Annotated in this window: 16 protein-coding genes; 12 read left to right on the plus strand and 4 right to left on the minus strand. The window is 31.4% G+C overall.

What is annotated here, in order from left to right; translation table 11 throughout:
• Window position 1: 1 nt before the first annotated feature.
• The 6 genes from MR285_RS05695 to MR285_RS05720 all read left to right on the plus strand — a co-directional run bounded on the left by MR285_RS05695 (window position 2) and on the right by MR285_RS05720 (window position 6,831).
• A complete protein-coding gene (locus MR285_RS05695; protein WP_293558915.1) occupies window positions 2-568 on the plus strand; it encodes a DJ-1 family glyoxalase III in 567 nt (188 codons plus the stop codon).
• A 218-nt stretch (window positions 569-786) separates the two neighbouring features.
• On the plus strand, window positions 787-1,935 hold the full coding sequence (locus MR285_RS05700; protein ID WP_293558917.1) for a cation diffusion facilitator family transporter: 1,149 nt from the start codon (window positions 787-789) through the stop codon (window positions 1,933-1,935).
• An 8-nt stretch (window positions 1,936-1,943) separates the two neighbouring features.
• Window positions 1,944-3,344, plus strand: a complete 1,401-nt coding sequence (gene trkA, locus MR285_RS05705) for a Trk system potassium transporter TrkA (RefSeq protein WP_293558919.1) — start codon at window positions 1,944-1,946, stop codon at window positions 3,342-3,344.
• The gene (locus tag MR285_RS05710; protein ID WP_293558921.1) at window positions 3,334-4,788 is read left to right on the plus strand and encodes a TrkH family potassium uptake protein; all 1,455 of its coding nucleotides are present in this window, start codon (window positions 3,334-3,336) and stop codon (window positions 4,786-4,788) included. The genes trkA and MR285_RS05710 overlap by 11 nt, the downstream gene beginning before the upstream one ends.
• The gene (locus MR285_RS05715) at window positions 4,788-6,155 is read left to right on the plus strand and encodes an NAD-binding protein (RefSeq protein ID WP_293558923.1); all 1,368 of its coding nucleotides are present in this window, start codon (window positions 4,788-4,790) and stop codon (window positions 6,153-6,155) included. The genes MR285_RS05710 and MR285_RS05715 overlap by 1 nt, the downstream gene beginning before the upstream one ends.
• A 4-nt stretch (window positions 6,156-6,159) precedes the next feature.
• Window positions 6,160-6,831, plus strand: coding sequence for a uracil-DNA glycosylase (locus MR285_RS05720; protein WP_293558924.1), 672 nt, complete (start codon window positions 6,160-6,162; stop codon window positions 6,829-6,831).
• On the opposite strand, the gene mnmH is transcribed toward MR285_RS05720, so the two are convergent.
• Entirely contained in the window at window positions 6,824-7,840 is a 1,017-nt protein-coding gene (gene mnmH, locus MR285_RS05725) for a tRNA 2-selenouridine(34) synthase MnmH (protein WP_293558926.1), read from the minus strand. The two genes, MR285_RS05720 and mnmH, sit on opposite strands and share 8 nt — an antisense overlap.
• A 104-nt stretch (window positions 7,841-7,944) precedes the next feature.
• Here mnmH and MR285_RS05730 point away from each other — a divergent pair, with 104 nt between their 5' ends.
• Both MR285_RS05730 and MR285_RS05735 read left to right on the plus strand, forming a co-directional pair.
• Entirely contained in the window at window positions 7,945-8,718 is a 774-nt protein-coding gene (locus MR285_RS05730; RefSeq protein ID WP_293558928.1) for a prolyl oligopeptidase family serine peptidase, read from the plus strand.
• Window positions 8,718-9,578, plus strand: coding sequence for a polyphosphate kinase 2 family protein (locus MR285_RS05735; RefSeq protein ID WP_293558930.1), 861 nt, complete (start codon window positions 8,718-8,720; stop codon window positions 9,576-9,578). The genes MR285_RS05730 and MR285_RS05735 overlap by 1 nt, the downstream gene beginning before the upstream one ends.
• A gap of 88 nt (window positions 9,579-9,666) precedes the next feature.
• Here the strand turns inward: MR285_RS05735 and rd are convergent, their stop codons facing one another.
• Window positions 9,667-9,828 carry a rubredoxin gene (rd, locus tag MR285_RS05740; protein WP_293558932.1) on the minus strand — a complete coding sequence of 54 codons (162 nt, stop codon included), beginning with the start codon at window positions 9,826-9,828 and terminating at the stop codon, window positions 9,667-9,669.
• A gap of 166 nt (window positions 9,829-9,994) precedes the next feature.
• Between rd and MR285_RS05745 the strand changes: the two genes are divergently transcribed.
• The gene (locus tag MR285_RS05745) at window positions 9,995-10,387 is read left to right on the plus strand and encodes an ATP-binding protein (protein ID WP_293558934.1); all 393 of its coding nucleotides are present in this window, start codon (window positions 9,995-9,997) and stop codon (window positions 10,385-10,387) included.
• A gap of 89 nt (window positions 10,388-10,476) precedes the next feature.
• Here the strand turns inward: MR285_RS05745 and pepD are convergent, their stop codons facing one another.
• Complete coding sequence (pepD, locus tag MR285_RS05750; RefSeq protein WP_293558936.1) at window positions 10,477-11,868, minus strand: beta-Ala-His dipeptidase; 1,392 nt, start codon at window positions 11,866-11,868, stop codon at window positions 10,477-10,479.
• Between the two features lie 7 nt (window positions 11,869-11,875).
• Window positions 11,876-13,102 (minus strand): tyrosine--tRNA ligase, encoded by a 1,227-nt coding sequence (gene tyrS, locus MR285_RS05755; RefSeq protein ID WP_293558938.1) that lies wholly within the window; start codon window positions 13,100-13,102, stop codon window positions 11,876-11,878.
• 201 nt (window positions 13,103-13,303) lie between these two features.
• On the opposite strand from tyrS, the gene MR285_RS05760 reads away from it, so the two are divergent.
• The 3 genes from MR285_RS05760 to MR285_RS05770 all read left to right on the plus strand — a co-directional run bounded on the left by MR285_RS05760 (window position 13,304) and on the right by MR285_RS05770 (window position 15,632).
• On the plus strand, window positions 13,304-14,485 hold the full coding sequence (locus MR285_RS05760; RefSeq protein ID WP_293558940.1) for an NAD(P)H-hydrate dehydratase: 1,182 nt from the start codon (window positions 13,304-13,306) through the stop codon (window positions 14,483-14,485).
• Window positions 14,486-15,061: 576 nt separating this feature from the next.
• Window positions 15,062-15,319, plus strand: coding sequence for a hypothetical protein (locus MR285_RS05765; RefSeq protein ID WP_293558942.1), 258 nt, complete (start codon window positions 15,062-15,064; stop codon window positions 15,317-15,319).
• A gap of 43 nt (window positions 15,320-15,362) precedes the next feature.
• Complete coding sequence (locus MR285_RS05770; protein WP_293558944.1) at window positions 15,363-15,632, plus strand: hypothetical protein; 270 nt, start codon at window positions 15,363-15,365, stop codon at window positions 15,630-15,632.
• The last annotated feature ends 144 nt before the right edge of the window (window positions 15,633-15,776 follow it).

A 15,776-nucleotide genomic window follows, 5' to 3' on the forward strand; every position in this document is an offset into this window, starting at 1 on the left:
TATGAAAGATTTATTGGTATTTTTAGCGGATGGTTTCGAAGAAATTGAAGCATTAACTATTGTAGATGTGCTTAGAAGGGCAAATCTTAAAGTAGAAACAGTTTCTATAACTGATAGAAATGAAGTTAGAGGAACTCACGATGTAAAAGTCATCGCAGACAAAACCTTTGATGAAATAAATATTGATGATTACAAGGCAATGTACATCCCAGGAGGACAACCTGGCGCCACAAATTTAATGAAGGACAAAAAAGTTGTTGAATGTGTAAATTTATTTAATGATGACGAGAAAAATGTTGTCGCAATTTGTGCAGGACCACAAGTTTTAGATGCGGCAGGAATTTTAAAAGATGGCAAATTTACTTGTTACCCTGGAGTAGAAAATAGACTCAAAGCAAAAGATCCTCAAGATGAAGCGGTAGTTGTTGAAAAAAATATAATTACAGCAATGGGACCTGCTCTAGCAATTTTACTTGGAATAAAATTAGTTGAGATACTAGACTCAAAGGAAAAGGCAGAAGAAGTTGCAGAAGGATTATTACTTCACAAACTCAAAAAATTTATTTAATTTGAAATTAAATTATAAAAGAAAATTTATTAAAAGTGTATCAGAGTTTATCTGATACATTTTTTCATAAGATTAAAAAAACACCATAAGAAAATATTACTCCAAGGCTAAACTAGGCACTTTTTCTTTTATTACTAATATTTCAGTGTTATAATGAATATAATTACAATAAAATTTTAAAAATGGGCATTGTGCCTGTTTTTATTTACGGAGGATAAATGTTAGCAAAACTCATTTTAAAAAGGGGCACTAACGCATATGGCTACGATAGAGCAAAAATTGCCAAGGAGACATCTATTCTTGGACTATTATCAAACATATTGGCGGCACTTTTAAAAGTTATTTTATATACTTTTACAGGTTCAATTTCCATATTGTCTGATGCTGTTAATAATATTACAGATTGTGCTAGTTCAATTATTTCAATTTTTGGCATAAAACTTGCATCAAAGCCAAAGGATAGGGATCACCCCTATGGTCATGGGAGGCTGGAGTATTTAATCTCACTTGTAGTAAGTGGTATTGTGCTCTCAGTTGGTTTTCAATTTTTGAAGACTTCTGTTGGAAAAATTTTGCATCCCGTAGATATAATCTACCCAAGCTCTACAATAATTATATTAATAATAACTGTGTTTATAAAATTTTGGCAGGCGTCCTTTTATTCTCATGTGGCAAGGGAAATTGATTCAGTAACATTAAAGGCGCAGGAGAAGGATTCACTTAGCGACACTCTTATTACTCTTGTGGTAATTATTTCTATAATTATAGAAAAATTCACTGGAAAAATTTTAGATGGCTATGTTGGGATTTTGGTGGCATTATTTATTTTATACACTGCGCTATCTCTAATTTATGAAACTATTTCAATTATTTTGGGAAGAGGTCTTACAGAGGAGACTAAGCATGAGATAAAGTCAAAGGTTTCAACTTATGATGGCATATCAAATGTTCACAATATGATGGTAACAGATTTTGGTCCCGACAACATAATTGTGTTAATTGATGCTGCCCTTGATTATAACTTGACACTTGAAGAGGCGCATAACATAGTAGACAAAGTGGAAAGAGAAGTGTCTGAACTTTTAGGAATCAAGCTGATTATTCATGCTGATCCACTTGGCAGCAGTAGCGCTATAATTAAATCAGTTTCAGAAGAACTTAAAAAGATTATTAGAGAAAGTTTAAATGTTTATTCTTTTCATGATATAGTGCTTGAGGATAAAAAAATATACATTGACATTGATTATAATGCTGATGCCGTTTCTAGTTCGAAGGAAAAAGATGCTCTGAAAAAAGAGCTTAGTGATAAATTAAAATCAATTTATGAGGATTATGATTTTGAAATAATTCTTGATGCGATTTTTTAGGAGGAAATATGAAGGCTTTAGTTGTAGGTGCTGGTAAATTAGGTTATAGACTTGCAGCTTCACTAATAGGTGAGAATTATGAAGTAACAGTAGTAGATAATGACGAAGATGTAATTGAAAATATTTCAAATTCTCTTGATGTTTTTAGTATTTGTGCAAATGCACTTGATTTTGGAGTTTTGGAAGAACTAGATATATCTCTATTTGATTATGTAATTGCAACAACTACTAATGACGAGGCTAATGTAATAGTTTGTACAATTTCAAAAAAGCTTGGAGCAAAATATGCCATAGCGAGAGTAAGAGACCCAGAATATAGAAAACACTTAGATTTTATATCAGAGGAACTTGAAATAGATAAAATTATTAATCCGGACAATGCTACTGCAAGGTCTATTGTAAAGTACCTCATGAAGAGATACCAACTTTACTATGATGAATTTGCGGGAGGAAAAGTTTCCCTTGTTGAATTTAACATTGGAAATGATCCAAATTTTATTGGCAAAAGAATTATGGACATCGAAAAAATTAACAATCTCTTAATTTCAGCGATTTCAAGAAGTGGTGATGCTATTATACCAAATGGTCGCACAGTCCTTGAAGAAAATGATGTAATAATTTTAGCTGGGAAATCCGAAAACATAGAATTGTTTGACAAGGAACATACTGGCATAAAAAAAGCTAGAACTCTCAGAAGTACTATGATTTTAGGCGGTGGAAAAACAGGATTATACCTTGCCATACTTTTGTTAAAAGAAAATATTGACGTTACAATTGTAGAAATCAATAGAGAGAGATGTCTTGAATTAAAAGAAATTGTGCCAGACGCAGAGATAATAAATGGAGATGGAACTGACATTGCCATTCTTGAAGAAGAGATGTTACACACATACGATGCTTTTGTAGCTGCAACTGGAATTGATGAGGCAAATTTACTTATGAGTCTTGTTGCAAAACAAACTGGAATTTATAAATCTGTTGCAAAAATTTCTAGAACTAATTACGATAAGATTTTAGACAAATTAGATATAGATGCAGTTTTTAATACTTCCTATATAACTGCCGCAGAAATGTTAAAGGAAATTAGAGGAAAGAGCTCTCTTTCCCTTCATCTTTTGCTAAATGGACAAGTAGAATGCGCAGAGTTAATTATAAAGGAAAGATATTTAGTTTGTGGCAAAGCACTTGAAGAATTAAATCTTCCTGCTGGAATTCTTATCATTGCTGTTGTGAGAAATAATGAAATGATAGTTCCAAATGGAAAGACAGTTTTGCAAGCTGGTGATAGAATTGTTTTATTCTCAAAACATGATGTTGCACCAAAGATGCAAAAGTTCTTTTCATCTGAAGGTAAACTAAACGACGTACTAAATTCTTTTAAGAATCGAGGAAGAGTAGATGAACTATAAACTTATTTCAAAAATACTCGGTTATATATTGTTAATAGAAATAGCTTTTATGGCGCCATCTCTCATACTTAGCTTAGTAGAAAGAGATGGAAGTGCCAATGGCTTTATAATCCCAATGGCAATTGCTGCTTTTTTGGGATTAATTTTAATTAATTTAAAAGTAAAGAAAATTTCTCTTGCACCACGAGATGGAATTTTAATAGTAACAGCATCTTGGATTTTAGTGTCCCTTGTTGGAGCTATTCCTCTTTTTATTTCGGCGAAAATGACTTATGTGGATTCTTTTTTTGAGATTGTATCAGGATTTACTACAACAGGTGCCACAGTTATATCGGGCATAGAATCCTTTCCAAGATCAATTATTCTTTGGAGATCTATTACTCACTGGATTGGTGGCATGGGAATACTTGTATTTACTGTTGGACTTCTTCCAAAGCTTGGTGTAGGAGGATTTCAAATTTTTAAGGCAGAGTCACCGGGACCAGTTGCAGGAAAAATTGAGTCTACGATTTCTCAATCATCAAAAAGACTTTATATTATTTATATTATTTTATCGGCTGCACTTTTTACATGTTTAAAAATTGCAGGTATGCCTGCATTTGATAGCTTTGTTCACACTTTTGGAGTACTTGGTACTGGTGGATTTTCATCCTACAACGATTCCTTTATGTCTTATAAAGGAAATGCTGTTCACTTTATTCTTGCATTTTTTATGTTTTTGAGTTCAACAAACTTTACTATATATGCACTAATTTCAAGAAAAAAATTCAAAGAAGTTTTTCAAAATGACGAGTTAAAACTATGGATTTTAATTACAGTGGTATCAATTACTTTAATTACTCTAGATTTATTTTCAAAGGGTTACAGCTCGCTTTTTATAGCATTTAGAGATTCAGCCTTTCAAGTTACATCAATATCATCTACCTCTGGTTTCGCAAATGCAGATTATGATTTGTGGCCAAGTTTTTCAAAATTTATTTTGTTAATACTCATGATTTTTGGCGGATGTGCTGGTTCAACTGGAGGTGGAATCAAAGTCATTAGGATTTCAATTCTATTAAAATTGATAAAAAGAGAAATGAGAAAGGCGACACATCCAAAGGCAGTTCTTCCAGTTATATCTGACGGAAAAACTCTATCCGATGAAGTTGTCCTAGGAATAAATGCCTATCTTGGAACTTATTTTGTAATTGCAATAATTTCAACGGGCATAGTTACACTTTCTGGAACAGATATTATAACGGGATTTTCTTCAGTTGCAACTACACTTTCAAATGTAGGACCAGGATTTGGAGAGATTGGCCCAACAAAAAACTTTTATTTTTACAGTGATTTTTTAAAATTATATTTTAGCGCACTTATGCTTCTTGGAAGACTTGAATTTTTTACGATCTTGGCATTATTCTCAAAGAGTAGACATAGAAAGGATATTATTAAATTATAATGAAAATTTTAATTATTGGTTCGGGAAAAGTTGGTTCCACAATTGCAAATACACTTAGCTTAGAAAAATTTGAAATAGATGTAGTTGATAGAGATGAGTTAAATTTTGAAAAAATCACAAACACTGTGACGAAAATTAAGGGTGACGTACTAGATGAAAATTTTGTCTTGACAATGGATTTAGAAAGCTATGATTATGCAATTATAGCTACGGACAGCGACAAGACAAATTTAATAATGGCATCAATTTTTAAAAATCTAAATGTAAAAATAATTTTGCGTCTTGATGAAATGGAAAATATTTCTGAAATTGGAATTATAAAAAATTCTCTTCCAAATGTTGTAAATATTTTTAACAGAAGTCTTGAGTGTGCAAAACTTGCTACAAAATTAATTGGAAGTTCTAACTATTATGAAGCAGATTATTTTGGCAAGGGAAAAATAGAAGTTACAGGTCATTACATCGACATGGACGAAGAGTTTGAAAATTTAAAAATAAGGGACATTGGCTCTCTTTCGACAATTTTAGTTGTTGGTATACTTAGAGAGGGAGATTTAATAGTTCCTGACGGAGAAACTATTTTAAAAAGTGGCGACTATATGTATCTAATGGGACTTTCAGGAGATATTAGAAATTTTAAGTACTCTCACTTTGAGATAAAGGAAAAAGAAGAAGTAAGAGATGTAGTAATTGCATCTGGCGATATGACTTTTAACAGGATTATTTCTAATCTTGAAAATGTAAATTTAAAAATAATTGAACCTAATAGAGAAAAATTTGAAGACTTTAGAAAAAAACTCAATAGAGCCTTTGTTGTAAATAAAAATTTAAAAAACGACAAAATTTTTATAGAAGAAAATATTTCAAAGGACGCAGCTTTTATTTCTATGACGGATTCCGACGAGCTAAATATCGTTCTTGGACTTATGGCGAGAAATCATGGGATTTCAAAAAATATAATTATACAAAATGACAATAATTACGACAATATTTTGGAAAGCCTTGGCATTTATAGAGTTATTGATCCAAAGGTCATTGTGGCAAATGAAATTATTAAAGCCATTAATACGGATATGAAGGTTTCAATAAATTATATGTTTGGAGGCAAGGCACAAGTTTACGAAATAAAAATCCCTGACGATTTTATTTACATTGGCAAAAAATTATCTGAAATTAATCTTCACAGAGAAATTATTATTGGCGGAATAATTAGATATGACAATTCGGCAGTAATTCCAAGGGGCAACACGAGAATCGAAAAGGGCGATAGGCTTGTAATTTTTTCCACAAATGAAAGTAGGAAGGAACTTGAAGAGTTAATAGACCCAACGCTAAAGAAGAGCATTTTTGATTTTTTCAGGAGATGATTTGGTGAAAAGAATTTTTAAAAACGATTGGCAAGAAATTCTGGAAGAGGAGTTTGAAAAAGATTATTACAAAGACCTTAGAAAACTTTTAATTGAAGAATACATACATTACGAAATTTTTCCAAAGGCTGAAGATATTTTTAATGCTTTTCACTATACATCTTACAAAGATTTAAAGGTTTTGATTTTGGGGCAAGATCCCTATCACAATGTGGGTCAAGCTCATGGACTTGCTTTTTCTGTAAAAGATGGAGTTATGATTCCACCATCACTTCAAAATATTTATAAAGAACTTAACTCAGATTTAGGACTTCCAATACCAAGGACGGGTTATTTAAAATCATGGGCAGACGAAGGGATAATGCTTTTAAACACAACACTAACTGTTAGAGCACATCAGCCAATGAGCCATGCAAAAATTGGATGGGAAATTTTTACAAATGCAGTTATAGAAAAAATCAACGAAAAAAAAGAGCCTGTTGTCTACATACTTTGGGGCAATCACGCAAAGGCTCGTAAAAAATTTATAAACAATGAAAATCATCTTGTAATAGAAGGTGTGCATCCATCTCCGCTTTCCGCCAATAGAGGTTTCTTTGGTTCAAAGCCCTTCTCTAGAGCAAATGAATTTTTAAGAGAAAGAGGAGTTACGCCACCTACTTGGGAAGTTAAATAGAATTTTTAAAATTTAAAATATTTTTTATTACAGCAGAATCATTTGTTAAATGCAAATCCTCTTTGCTGTAATTTTTTTTGTAATTAGGGTCGTAATAGTTTAACAAAAGATCGCGAATCAAAAAGTCGTAATCACCTTCGTAAAATTTTTCTAAATAAATATTTTCTTTTTTAGCAGAAATAAATTTTTTAATTTCTATTAAGGCCTTGTAAATTTCATCCTTATTGGATAAATTGTAATCTCTCTTAATTCTTGCAATGCGGTTTTCTATTTTATCTTCAATAATTATTTTTTTGCCAGAAGAAATTTTTTCGATTAAAATTTTTGGCAACTGAATATTTCCAATTTTTGCACTTTCTCCTTCAGTGAAAAAAATTTTTTTCTCATTGTCTAAGGCTTCAAATAAAAGAGATTCAAAATATTTTTGCGAAGGCTGATTATTTAATCCAATGCCACCAAAAATTGACCCTCTGTGGCTTGCGAGTTTTTCCAAATTAAGTACGGGAAAGTTGGAGCTTAAAATTTTTAGAATTTCAGTTTTTCCAACACCAGTTTTGCCACACAAAACCACAAAATTTTTTTGTGCAATTAAATTATCTAGGTTCTCATTAATGTATTTTCTGTATGCCTTGTATCCTCCAATTAATTTTTTTACATTTACGTTAAGGGCACGCAGAAATGTAAAAAATACATTGGATCTATAACCGCCGCGAGAGCAATAAATTATAACATGATCGTAATTTTCTGTAAGCTCAATAACTTTTTCGTAGAAAGCGGGAAGTTTATCCTTAGCAAAATTTATTCCAAGGTATTTTGCTTTTTTCACACTTTCCTTTACATAAGTAGTACCCACGATTTTTCGTTCTTCATCGTCTAGTATGGGGAGATTAATTGCACCAGGAATTTTATTTTCATTAAATTCCCTTGGACTTCTCATGTCTATAAATTTTATTTTTTCCTTGTTTTTTATCATTTCATGAATTTCTTCATAACTTAATTCGTATTTCAAAATATCACCAATAATAATATATCACGTAATCTAAAAGCTTAAAATAAATTTGCAAAAAATTTTATTGGGTATTTATTTTAATATAATGTAAATTGAGGTGAATTATGGAGTATTTAAAAATGAATTATTCAGATATAAATAGGGCAAAGATAGGAGATGTTCCTGTTATAATTATTGAGCCCAATTTGAAAACAAATAAGACAATTGTTTTTTATCACGGTTGGGGTTCTTGCAAGGAAAACCAAATTTTTCGCGGAAATATTTTTGCGAGTTATGGATATAGAGTAATTTTACCCGATGCAAGATACCACGGCGAGAGAAATGACATAGGTATTGACCACACAGACAAGGACATTGGGATGAAGTACATTTTAAAAGTCATCATGCACAACATTGAAGAGGCACCTTCAATTTTTAAATTTATAGAAGAAAATTATCCTAAAAATGAAATTGCAGTGGGAGGTCATTCCATGGGTGCCATAACTGCAGGGGGGCTTTACAATTTTAAAAAAGATTTAAAAATGGCATTTATTTACAATGGCATAAATAATTGGCGTGCACTTGTTGATTATCTAAATAAAATTAAGAATGAAGAAAAAATTGAAGAAAATGAATTTAGGATTAATGAATTTTTCCTAGATATGAATCCAATGGATAGCCCAGAAAATTTTAAAGATAGACCAATTGTATTATACAATGGAGAAGATGATGACACAATTGACCCAGCTGGTCAAGAGTCCTTTGCAAAGGAAATTGAAAAATTTTATAGCGACAAAAAACTTTTGGATTTCCAAACATTTGAAGCCACATCTCATCAAGTTACCACTCAAATGCTTGAAGCGTCAATTATATTTTCTAAAGAAATTGCGAGGTTCTAATGAATACAGAAAAATATTTAGTGAAAGAAAAGGAAAAATTAAATTTATACGAAGTTCCAACTTCTTATAAAGGCAAGTTAGAAAAAAAGGAAGTAAAAGAAGTTTTAATCCCTAAAAATATTGAAAAAATGCGTGAATATCACGAAAAACTTTACGCAGAAAACAATCAGTCATTATTAATTGTACTTCAAGCAATGGATGCTGCAGGGAAGGATTCTCTTATTAAAAATATCATGACTGGTGTAAATCCACAAGGCACAAAGGTAGCTTCCTTTAAAAAACCAAGTGAAAATGAATTAGATCACGATTATCTTTGGAGAGTTACAAAGGAGTTACCACCTCGTGGTGAAATTGGAATATTTAACAGAAGTCATTACGAAGATGTTCTTGTGTCAAGAGTTCACAACTTAGTTTTAGATCAACCCTTTCCAAAAAATTTAGTAACTAAGGATATTTGGGAAAAAAGATTTGAAGAGATAAATAATTTTGAAGAATATCTTTCCAACAACGGAATAACCATTGTAAAATTCTTTCTCCACATTTCCAAAGATGAACAAAAGAAAAGACTTATGGAGAGAATAGAAAGACCAGAAAAAAATTGGAAGTTCACATCATCAGATATAACTGAAAGAAAGTATTTTGACGATTATATGAAGGCTTATGACGATATGCTTGTAAAAACTTCCACGAAAATAGCACCATGGTATATTGTGCCAGCAGATAAAAAGTGGTTTTCAAGGTATTTAGTTTCAGAAGTAATTTTAGAAAAGTTAAAAGAAATGAATCCACAGTTTCCAAAACTTTCCAAAGAAGAACTCGACAGTTTGGACAAGTGGAAAAAAATTTTAGAAGAAGATTAATTAAATTAGAATTTATTAAAGACCTTTTTACTTATATAAAGAGGTCTTTTGTATAAAAAAAGAAGGCATATTGCCTTCATTAATATAATTATTCAGCTGGTTCGAAATCTGATTTTTCAGCTCCGCAAAGTGGACATACCCAATCTTCTGGTAGATCAGCAAATGCAGTTCCTGCTTTGATTCCATTTTCTTCGTCGCCTACTTCAGGGTCATATATATATCCACAAAGTGTGCATTCATATTTTTTCATTTTGATCTTCCTCCTAATAAAATTACTTGCAATACAAGCTTAGTTCCATTATAACAAATTGCTAAATATAATACAGTAAAATTTTAAAATTAATAAATTCACACATATTAATTAAAGTTTAAAATAAAAAGATAATGGGTATTTTCTAATAAATGGAGTGAGAATTATGGATACTTTATATAGATTTAAGGGATTTGTCAATAGCGACTTATCTTTAATAAAAAATTTCTTGGATTCTGCGATAATGGATTTAGACCCATTTATAGATGACCAAGAAAAATTATTTGATATAAAAGTTATATTAAATGAACTTGTTGTAAATGGAGCCATGCATGGCAATGAAGAAGACCTAAACAAAAAAGTTTGTCTAAAATTACTTTTAGATGAAAATTCTTTAAAGATAATTGTAAAAGACGAAGGCAGAGGCGTGAATTTTGACACATCTCTATATGACTGTACAAAAAAGAATTGTAGCGGCAGAGGGCTATTAATTGTTGAAGCACTTACTGACCAACTTATATTAAACGAAAACGAAGTTATCGCAATAAAAAATCTATAAGCTATTATTTGAATTTACATATGAAACCTCTAGGGGTTTCTTTTTTTAAAATTAAAATAAAAAAGCGACACATCGTGCCGCAATTTTTATTAAATTTCTTTCAAAACTTTTTTAAGATGTTCGTATACTCTTTTAGTTGAAGAAATTGAAAGAGTTTCCTTTTGTGAGTGAGCTCCACTAATGTCTGGACCAATGGAAATAATGTCTAAATCTCTATTTTTTTCAAAGAATACTCCACATTCAAGACCGCCGTGAGTAAATTCTTCTTCCATTTCAGTGCCCTTCATTTCTTTGTAGATTTTCTTTACAATTTCTCTAAATTTAGATTCTTTTCTATATTCCCATTCAGGATATGGATTTATAAATTCTGCTTTAGCTCCATATTTTTTAACGATGTCTAGATAAATTTTCCCAAATTTTTCAGAAAGTGATGAGCTTGCAAATCTTAATGATACGAAAACTTCTACAATTCCATCGACTAATTTTACTATTGCGAGATTTGATGAAGATTCAAGAACCTTTTTTTCTTCATTTATAAAGGAATGAGGTCCAGTTGGGAGTTCTAGTAAATATTTTGCAAGTTTTTCACTAGATTCTGCTGTCAAAACTTTTCCATTGTGAGAAGTTTTTTCACATTCGATGATAAGTTCTCCATCAACATTTTTAAATTTTTCTTTGACGTATTCAGTGGCATCTTTTAGTTCTTTTTCGTCGCATACAATAGAAAATTTTCCCTCTCTTGGGATTGCATTTTGTTTTGTACCGCAGTCTATGTCAATTAAATTTGCACAACTTAATTTATTTAAAATTTCTGCAATAACTTTAATCATATTGCCCTTGTTGTTTGCAATTTCCATTCCAGAGTGTCCGCCTAAAAATCCATGTAGATTAAGTGCAAAAGCTTCGCCAGAAAAATCTTCCATTTCAGGTTTAAATTTTGAGTGTAGCAATTTTCCGCCGGCAGATGAAACTGTTAAAATGCCTTCTTCTTCGGAGTCTATGTTGATTAAATACTTGCCTTCGAGATATTTTGCGTCAAGATTTTTCGCTCCGTGCATATCAGTTTCTTCGGACACAGTTACAATTATTTTTAGTGGGCCATGTTCTTCTTCTGCAAGTGCCATTGACATTGCAACGCCAATTCCATCGTCTGCACCAAGTGTAGTTTCATTTGCGTGAAGTTTGTCGCCATTCACTATTAATTCAATGGGATCAGTTGCAAAATTGTGATTTGAATCCTTGTCTTTTTCACAAACCATGTCCATATGACCTTGGAGTATGACTTTAGGTCTATCTTCCATGCCCTTTGTGGCTGGAACTTCCATAATTATGTTTAAACTTTCATCTTGTGTAACTTCGTAGCCAGCATCTTCTCCAAACTTTTTTAAAAAATCAGAGACTGCTTTTTCCTTTCCAGATTCTCTAGGAATTTGTGATAATTTTTCAAAATAATCAAAAACTTTTTTTGGTTCTATATTCATATTAACCTCACTTTAAAATAACTTTGTGATAAACTTTTTTGCCCTTTCGAATAATAATTTCTCCATTTTTGAAATCATCTTTAGTAAGTTCAAGCTTAGGATCACTTACTTTTTTATCGTCAATGCTAACTCCACCTTGAGTTATAAGTCTTCTACCTTCAGAATTTGTTTTAATAAGACCAAGTTCAGTCATTAAATTTAAAATCCCAACAGGTTCATTGAATTTATCTGAGGACATTTCAGTTGAAGGTATGTCATCAGAATCTTTTTTGCCACCGAAAAGTGAATGTGAAGCATCGAGGGCAGATTTTGCAGCTTCTTTTCCGTGAATATCCTTTACAACTTCATAAGCCAAAACTTCCTTTGCCTTATTTAATTCAGCACCTTCTAATTTTTCGTATTCAGCAATTTTATCGAGAGGAAGCATTGTGAGAAGTTTCATAAATTTAATGACATCTCTATCGTCGCAGTTTCTCAAATATTGGAACATTTCATAAGGAGTAGTCTTTTTTGGATCAAGCCAAATTGCACCAGCCATAGTCTTGCCCATTTTGATTCCAGCAGCAGTAGTTAAAAGTTTAAAAGTCATTGCATAAACTTTGTCATTTTCTAATTTTCTAACGAGCTCATATCCACCAAGGATATTTGACCATTGGTCTGAACCGCCGACTTCTAGCTTGCAGTGGTGTTTTCTGTAAAGATATAAGAAGTCGTAGGATTGCATAAGCATATAAGAAAATTCAAAGAAAGTAAGTCCCTGTTCCATTCTATTTTTGTAACAATCAAATTGTAGCATTCTATTTACAGAGAAATGAACGCCGATTTCTCTAACGAAATCCAAGAAATTTAATTTCAAAAGCCAGTCTGCGTTATTTTCGATAATGCCCTTGCCCTCAGAAAAATCTAAGAAATTAGAAATTTGTTCCTTAAATCTTTGAGCATTGTAATTAATAGTTTCCCTGTCCATGAGAGTTCTCATGTCGCTCTTGCCAGATGGGTCGCCAATAGTTGTAGTTCCACCGCCAAGTAGAGCTATTGGAATATGCCCTGCCCTTTGCATATGTTGCATTACCCTAATTTGAATAAAGTGGCCGAGAGTTAGTGAATCTGCAGTTGCATCAAAGCCAACATAAAAAGTAACAGGCTCCTTACCTAGCATTTCTCTTAATTCATCTTCATAAGTACATTGATCTAGGTAACCTCTCTCGCTTAAAACATCAAATACATTTTCCATAATTCCTCCAAAAAAATAAAAAGAGCCCCACGATGAAAGGACGCATTCGTGGTACCACCTTTCTTCGCCGAGGCCTCCAAAATTAATAGACTCCAATATTGTAATTCAGCTTTCGCTTACTGTATATCTTCTCCGTCTTATATTCATACTATTTATGATATAATAATCGAAAATAAATAAATTGTCAAATGGGGTGAAACTTTGATTGGGATAGATATTGTAGAAGTAAAACGAATAGAAAAAGTAATAAAGGAGCACGCAAATTTTCTCCAAAAAGTTTTTAACGAAGATGAAATAGAAAGAATAAGTAAGAGAAAAAATCCTTACGAGAGAATTGCAGGGATGTATGCGGCAAAGGAAGCAGTTTCAAAGGCAATGACTACTGGCATAGGCAAAATTTCCTTTCACGATATAAAAATAAAATACATAAAAGATACACCCTATGCAGAAGTTTTTGACCAAAAATTTTATCTATCTATTAGCCACGAGAGGAATTACGCAATTGCAATTGCAAAATTAGCTTGCGAAAAATTTACTGAAAGTATAGAAGAAAAAATAATTTTAGATGAAAAAATAAAATCCCTTTGGAAAAATAGAGAAGAGGACACACACAAGGGCGACTTTGGGAAAATAGCCATAGTAGGAGGTTCTCTTGGCATGACAGGTTCATCTTATCTATCTTCAAATGCAGCACTAAAAGCAGGAGCAGGTCTTGTGTATAATATTGTGCCAGGAGAAATTTTTGACCTTATGTCTATAAAATTCCTAGAGCCCATTGCAAAAACTTTTTCGAACTTAGATGAAATGGAAAAATTTTTATTAGGGCTTGACTGCGTAGCCATGGGTCCAGGCATGGGTCTTGGCGAATATGCAAAAGCTGTTTTTAAAAAAGTAATAAAAATGAAAAAAAATCTCTTGATAGATGCCGATGGACTAAATATTTTGTCAAAAAATTTAGAACTTTTAGATGAGAGAGAGGGTTTTACAACAATTTTAACTCCACATGAAGGAGAGTTTGCAAGGCTCACGGGACTATCTTTAGATGAAATAAAAAATAATCGAGAGAGAGTTGCCTTTGATTTTGCAAAAAAACATAAAGTCATTTTAGTTTTAAAGGGGCACAATACAATTGTTACAAAGGGCGATGAAATTTATGTAAATAATACAGGGAATTCTGGCATGGCAACGGCAGGATCAGGCGATGTCTTGACTGGGATAATTTCTGCCTTTATGAAAAATTATTCTCTATTTGATGCAGCTAAACTTGCAGTGTATGTTCATGGGCTTTCTGGAGATATTTATGCGAAGAAAAATTCAAAGACAAGCCTAAGGGCAAGGGATATAATAGAAAATTTAGATAAGGTTTTCAATTTAATTGAATGAAGAAAAAAATATTGATTTTTTTTTAAGGTGAAGGAGTAATATGAAATTAAGATAACGTTATCAAAAAATTATTTCAATGAGAGTGATGAAGAAAACAATTAATGTTTTTATTGTTCATTGAGATATTATTTAATATTTTTTAAGTTCTTATTTTGTAAGAAGTAAAATAAAAGAATTGAATTAGAAAAATATTTCTGCTGAAACACCAGCGCTTTATAATACAATAAGTAAAAAATTGATGTTTATGAATATTCAAAGGGAAAAGATAGGTTTTAGTACAGTGACTAATGATAGATTTAATAAAAAGCAATTAATAGAGGCGGTAGTAATTGTTTTAACAAATATTGCCAGCGATAAATTTTATAAAGCGACATTGAATATAAATGCCTTTCTTATACCATTAAGGTGTTTTTTATTGTATAAGATTATCGATGTTATTATCTCTATAAAGAGAAATAATTTAAAATATTTACCGTCTGATATACTTTTAATTATTGTATTGTTAATGGGAATTTTATTTTGTCATTTTATGCAAGGAGAATTCTTAGTATAAAAAGGGAAAAGTTAGGTGATTTTATGAAACAATATCCATTCCGTGTCAATGCTTTTTGGCGAATACTTGACATTTTTGTTTTAATTACAATGTCGGATTTCACAAAGAACCATAGAAATCCAATCCTAGTGGCTATGCCAGGATTGTTTGCCCTTGTATTGAACTTAATTTGGATAAAAAAAGAAAAAGACAATTGGACAAAGGGATATAAAATAGCTATGGGAATTTATGTAGTCGTTTTAATTTTATTTACTATTTCAATGGTTAGAATAGCGATGTAAGACAATAGCTCAAGTTTTCCTCGGGCTATTTTAAGGAGTTATTATGTTTAAAAATAGAAAAATACTTTTTATAATTTTATTTGCACTTGACCTTATTTATACATATTTTGCAATAACGGGAGTTGCAGAATTTTCTCACATGGCAATAGGACCAATTTATGTTCAAATTCTTTGGTGGATAATGATTTTAGCGCCTTCAATTGTACATTATTTACCCGGTGGAACTAGAGATAATTTAAAAGAAACAAAAAAATACACAATTCCTTTATTTATTATGATTGTAATAAATTTTGTAATGCCTATGTATTTATAATAAATTTATTAAAAATTTGTAAAAATTAAAATTAATTCCTATTATTTGAGTATAATAATAAAAATTGTGTTAAAATAATATTAGGATTGTTCATAGATCAATCTTTAAAATCTCTCTTGCCTTAAAAGGTGAAAAAATATGATG

The organism is Peptoniphilus sp. (assembly GCF_022767005.1).
Classification (GTDB): Bacteria; Bacillota; Clostridia; order Tissierellales; family Peptoniphilaceae; genus Peptoniphilus_A.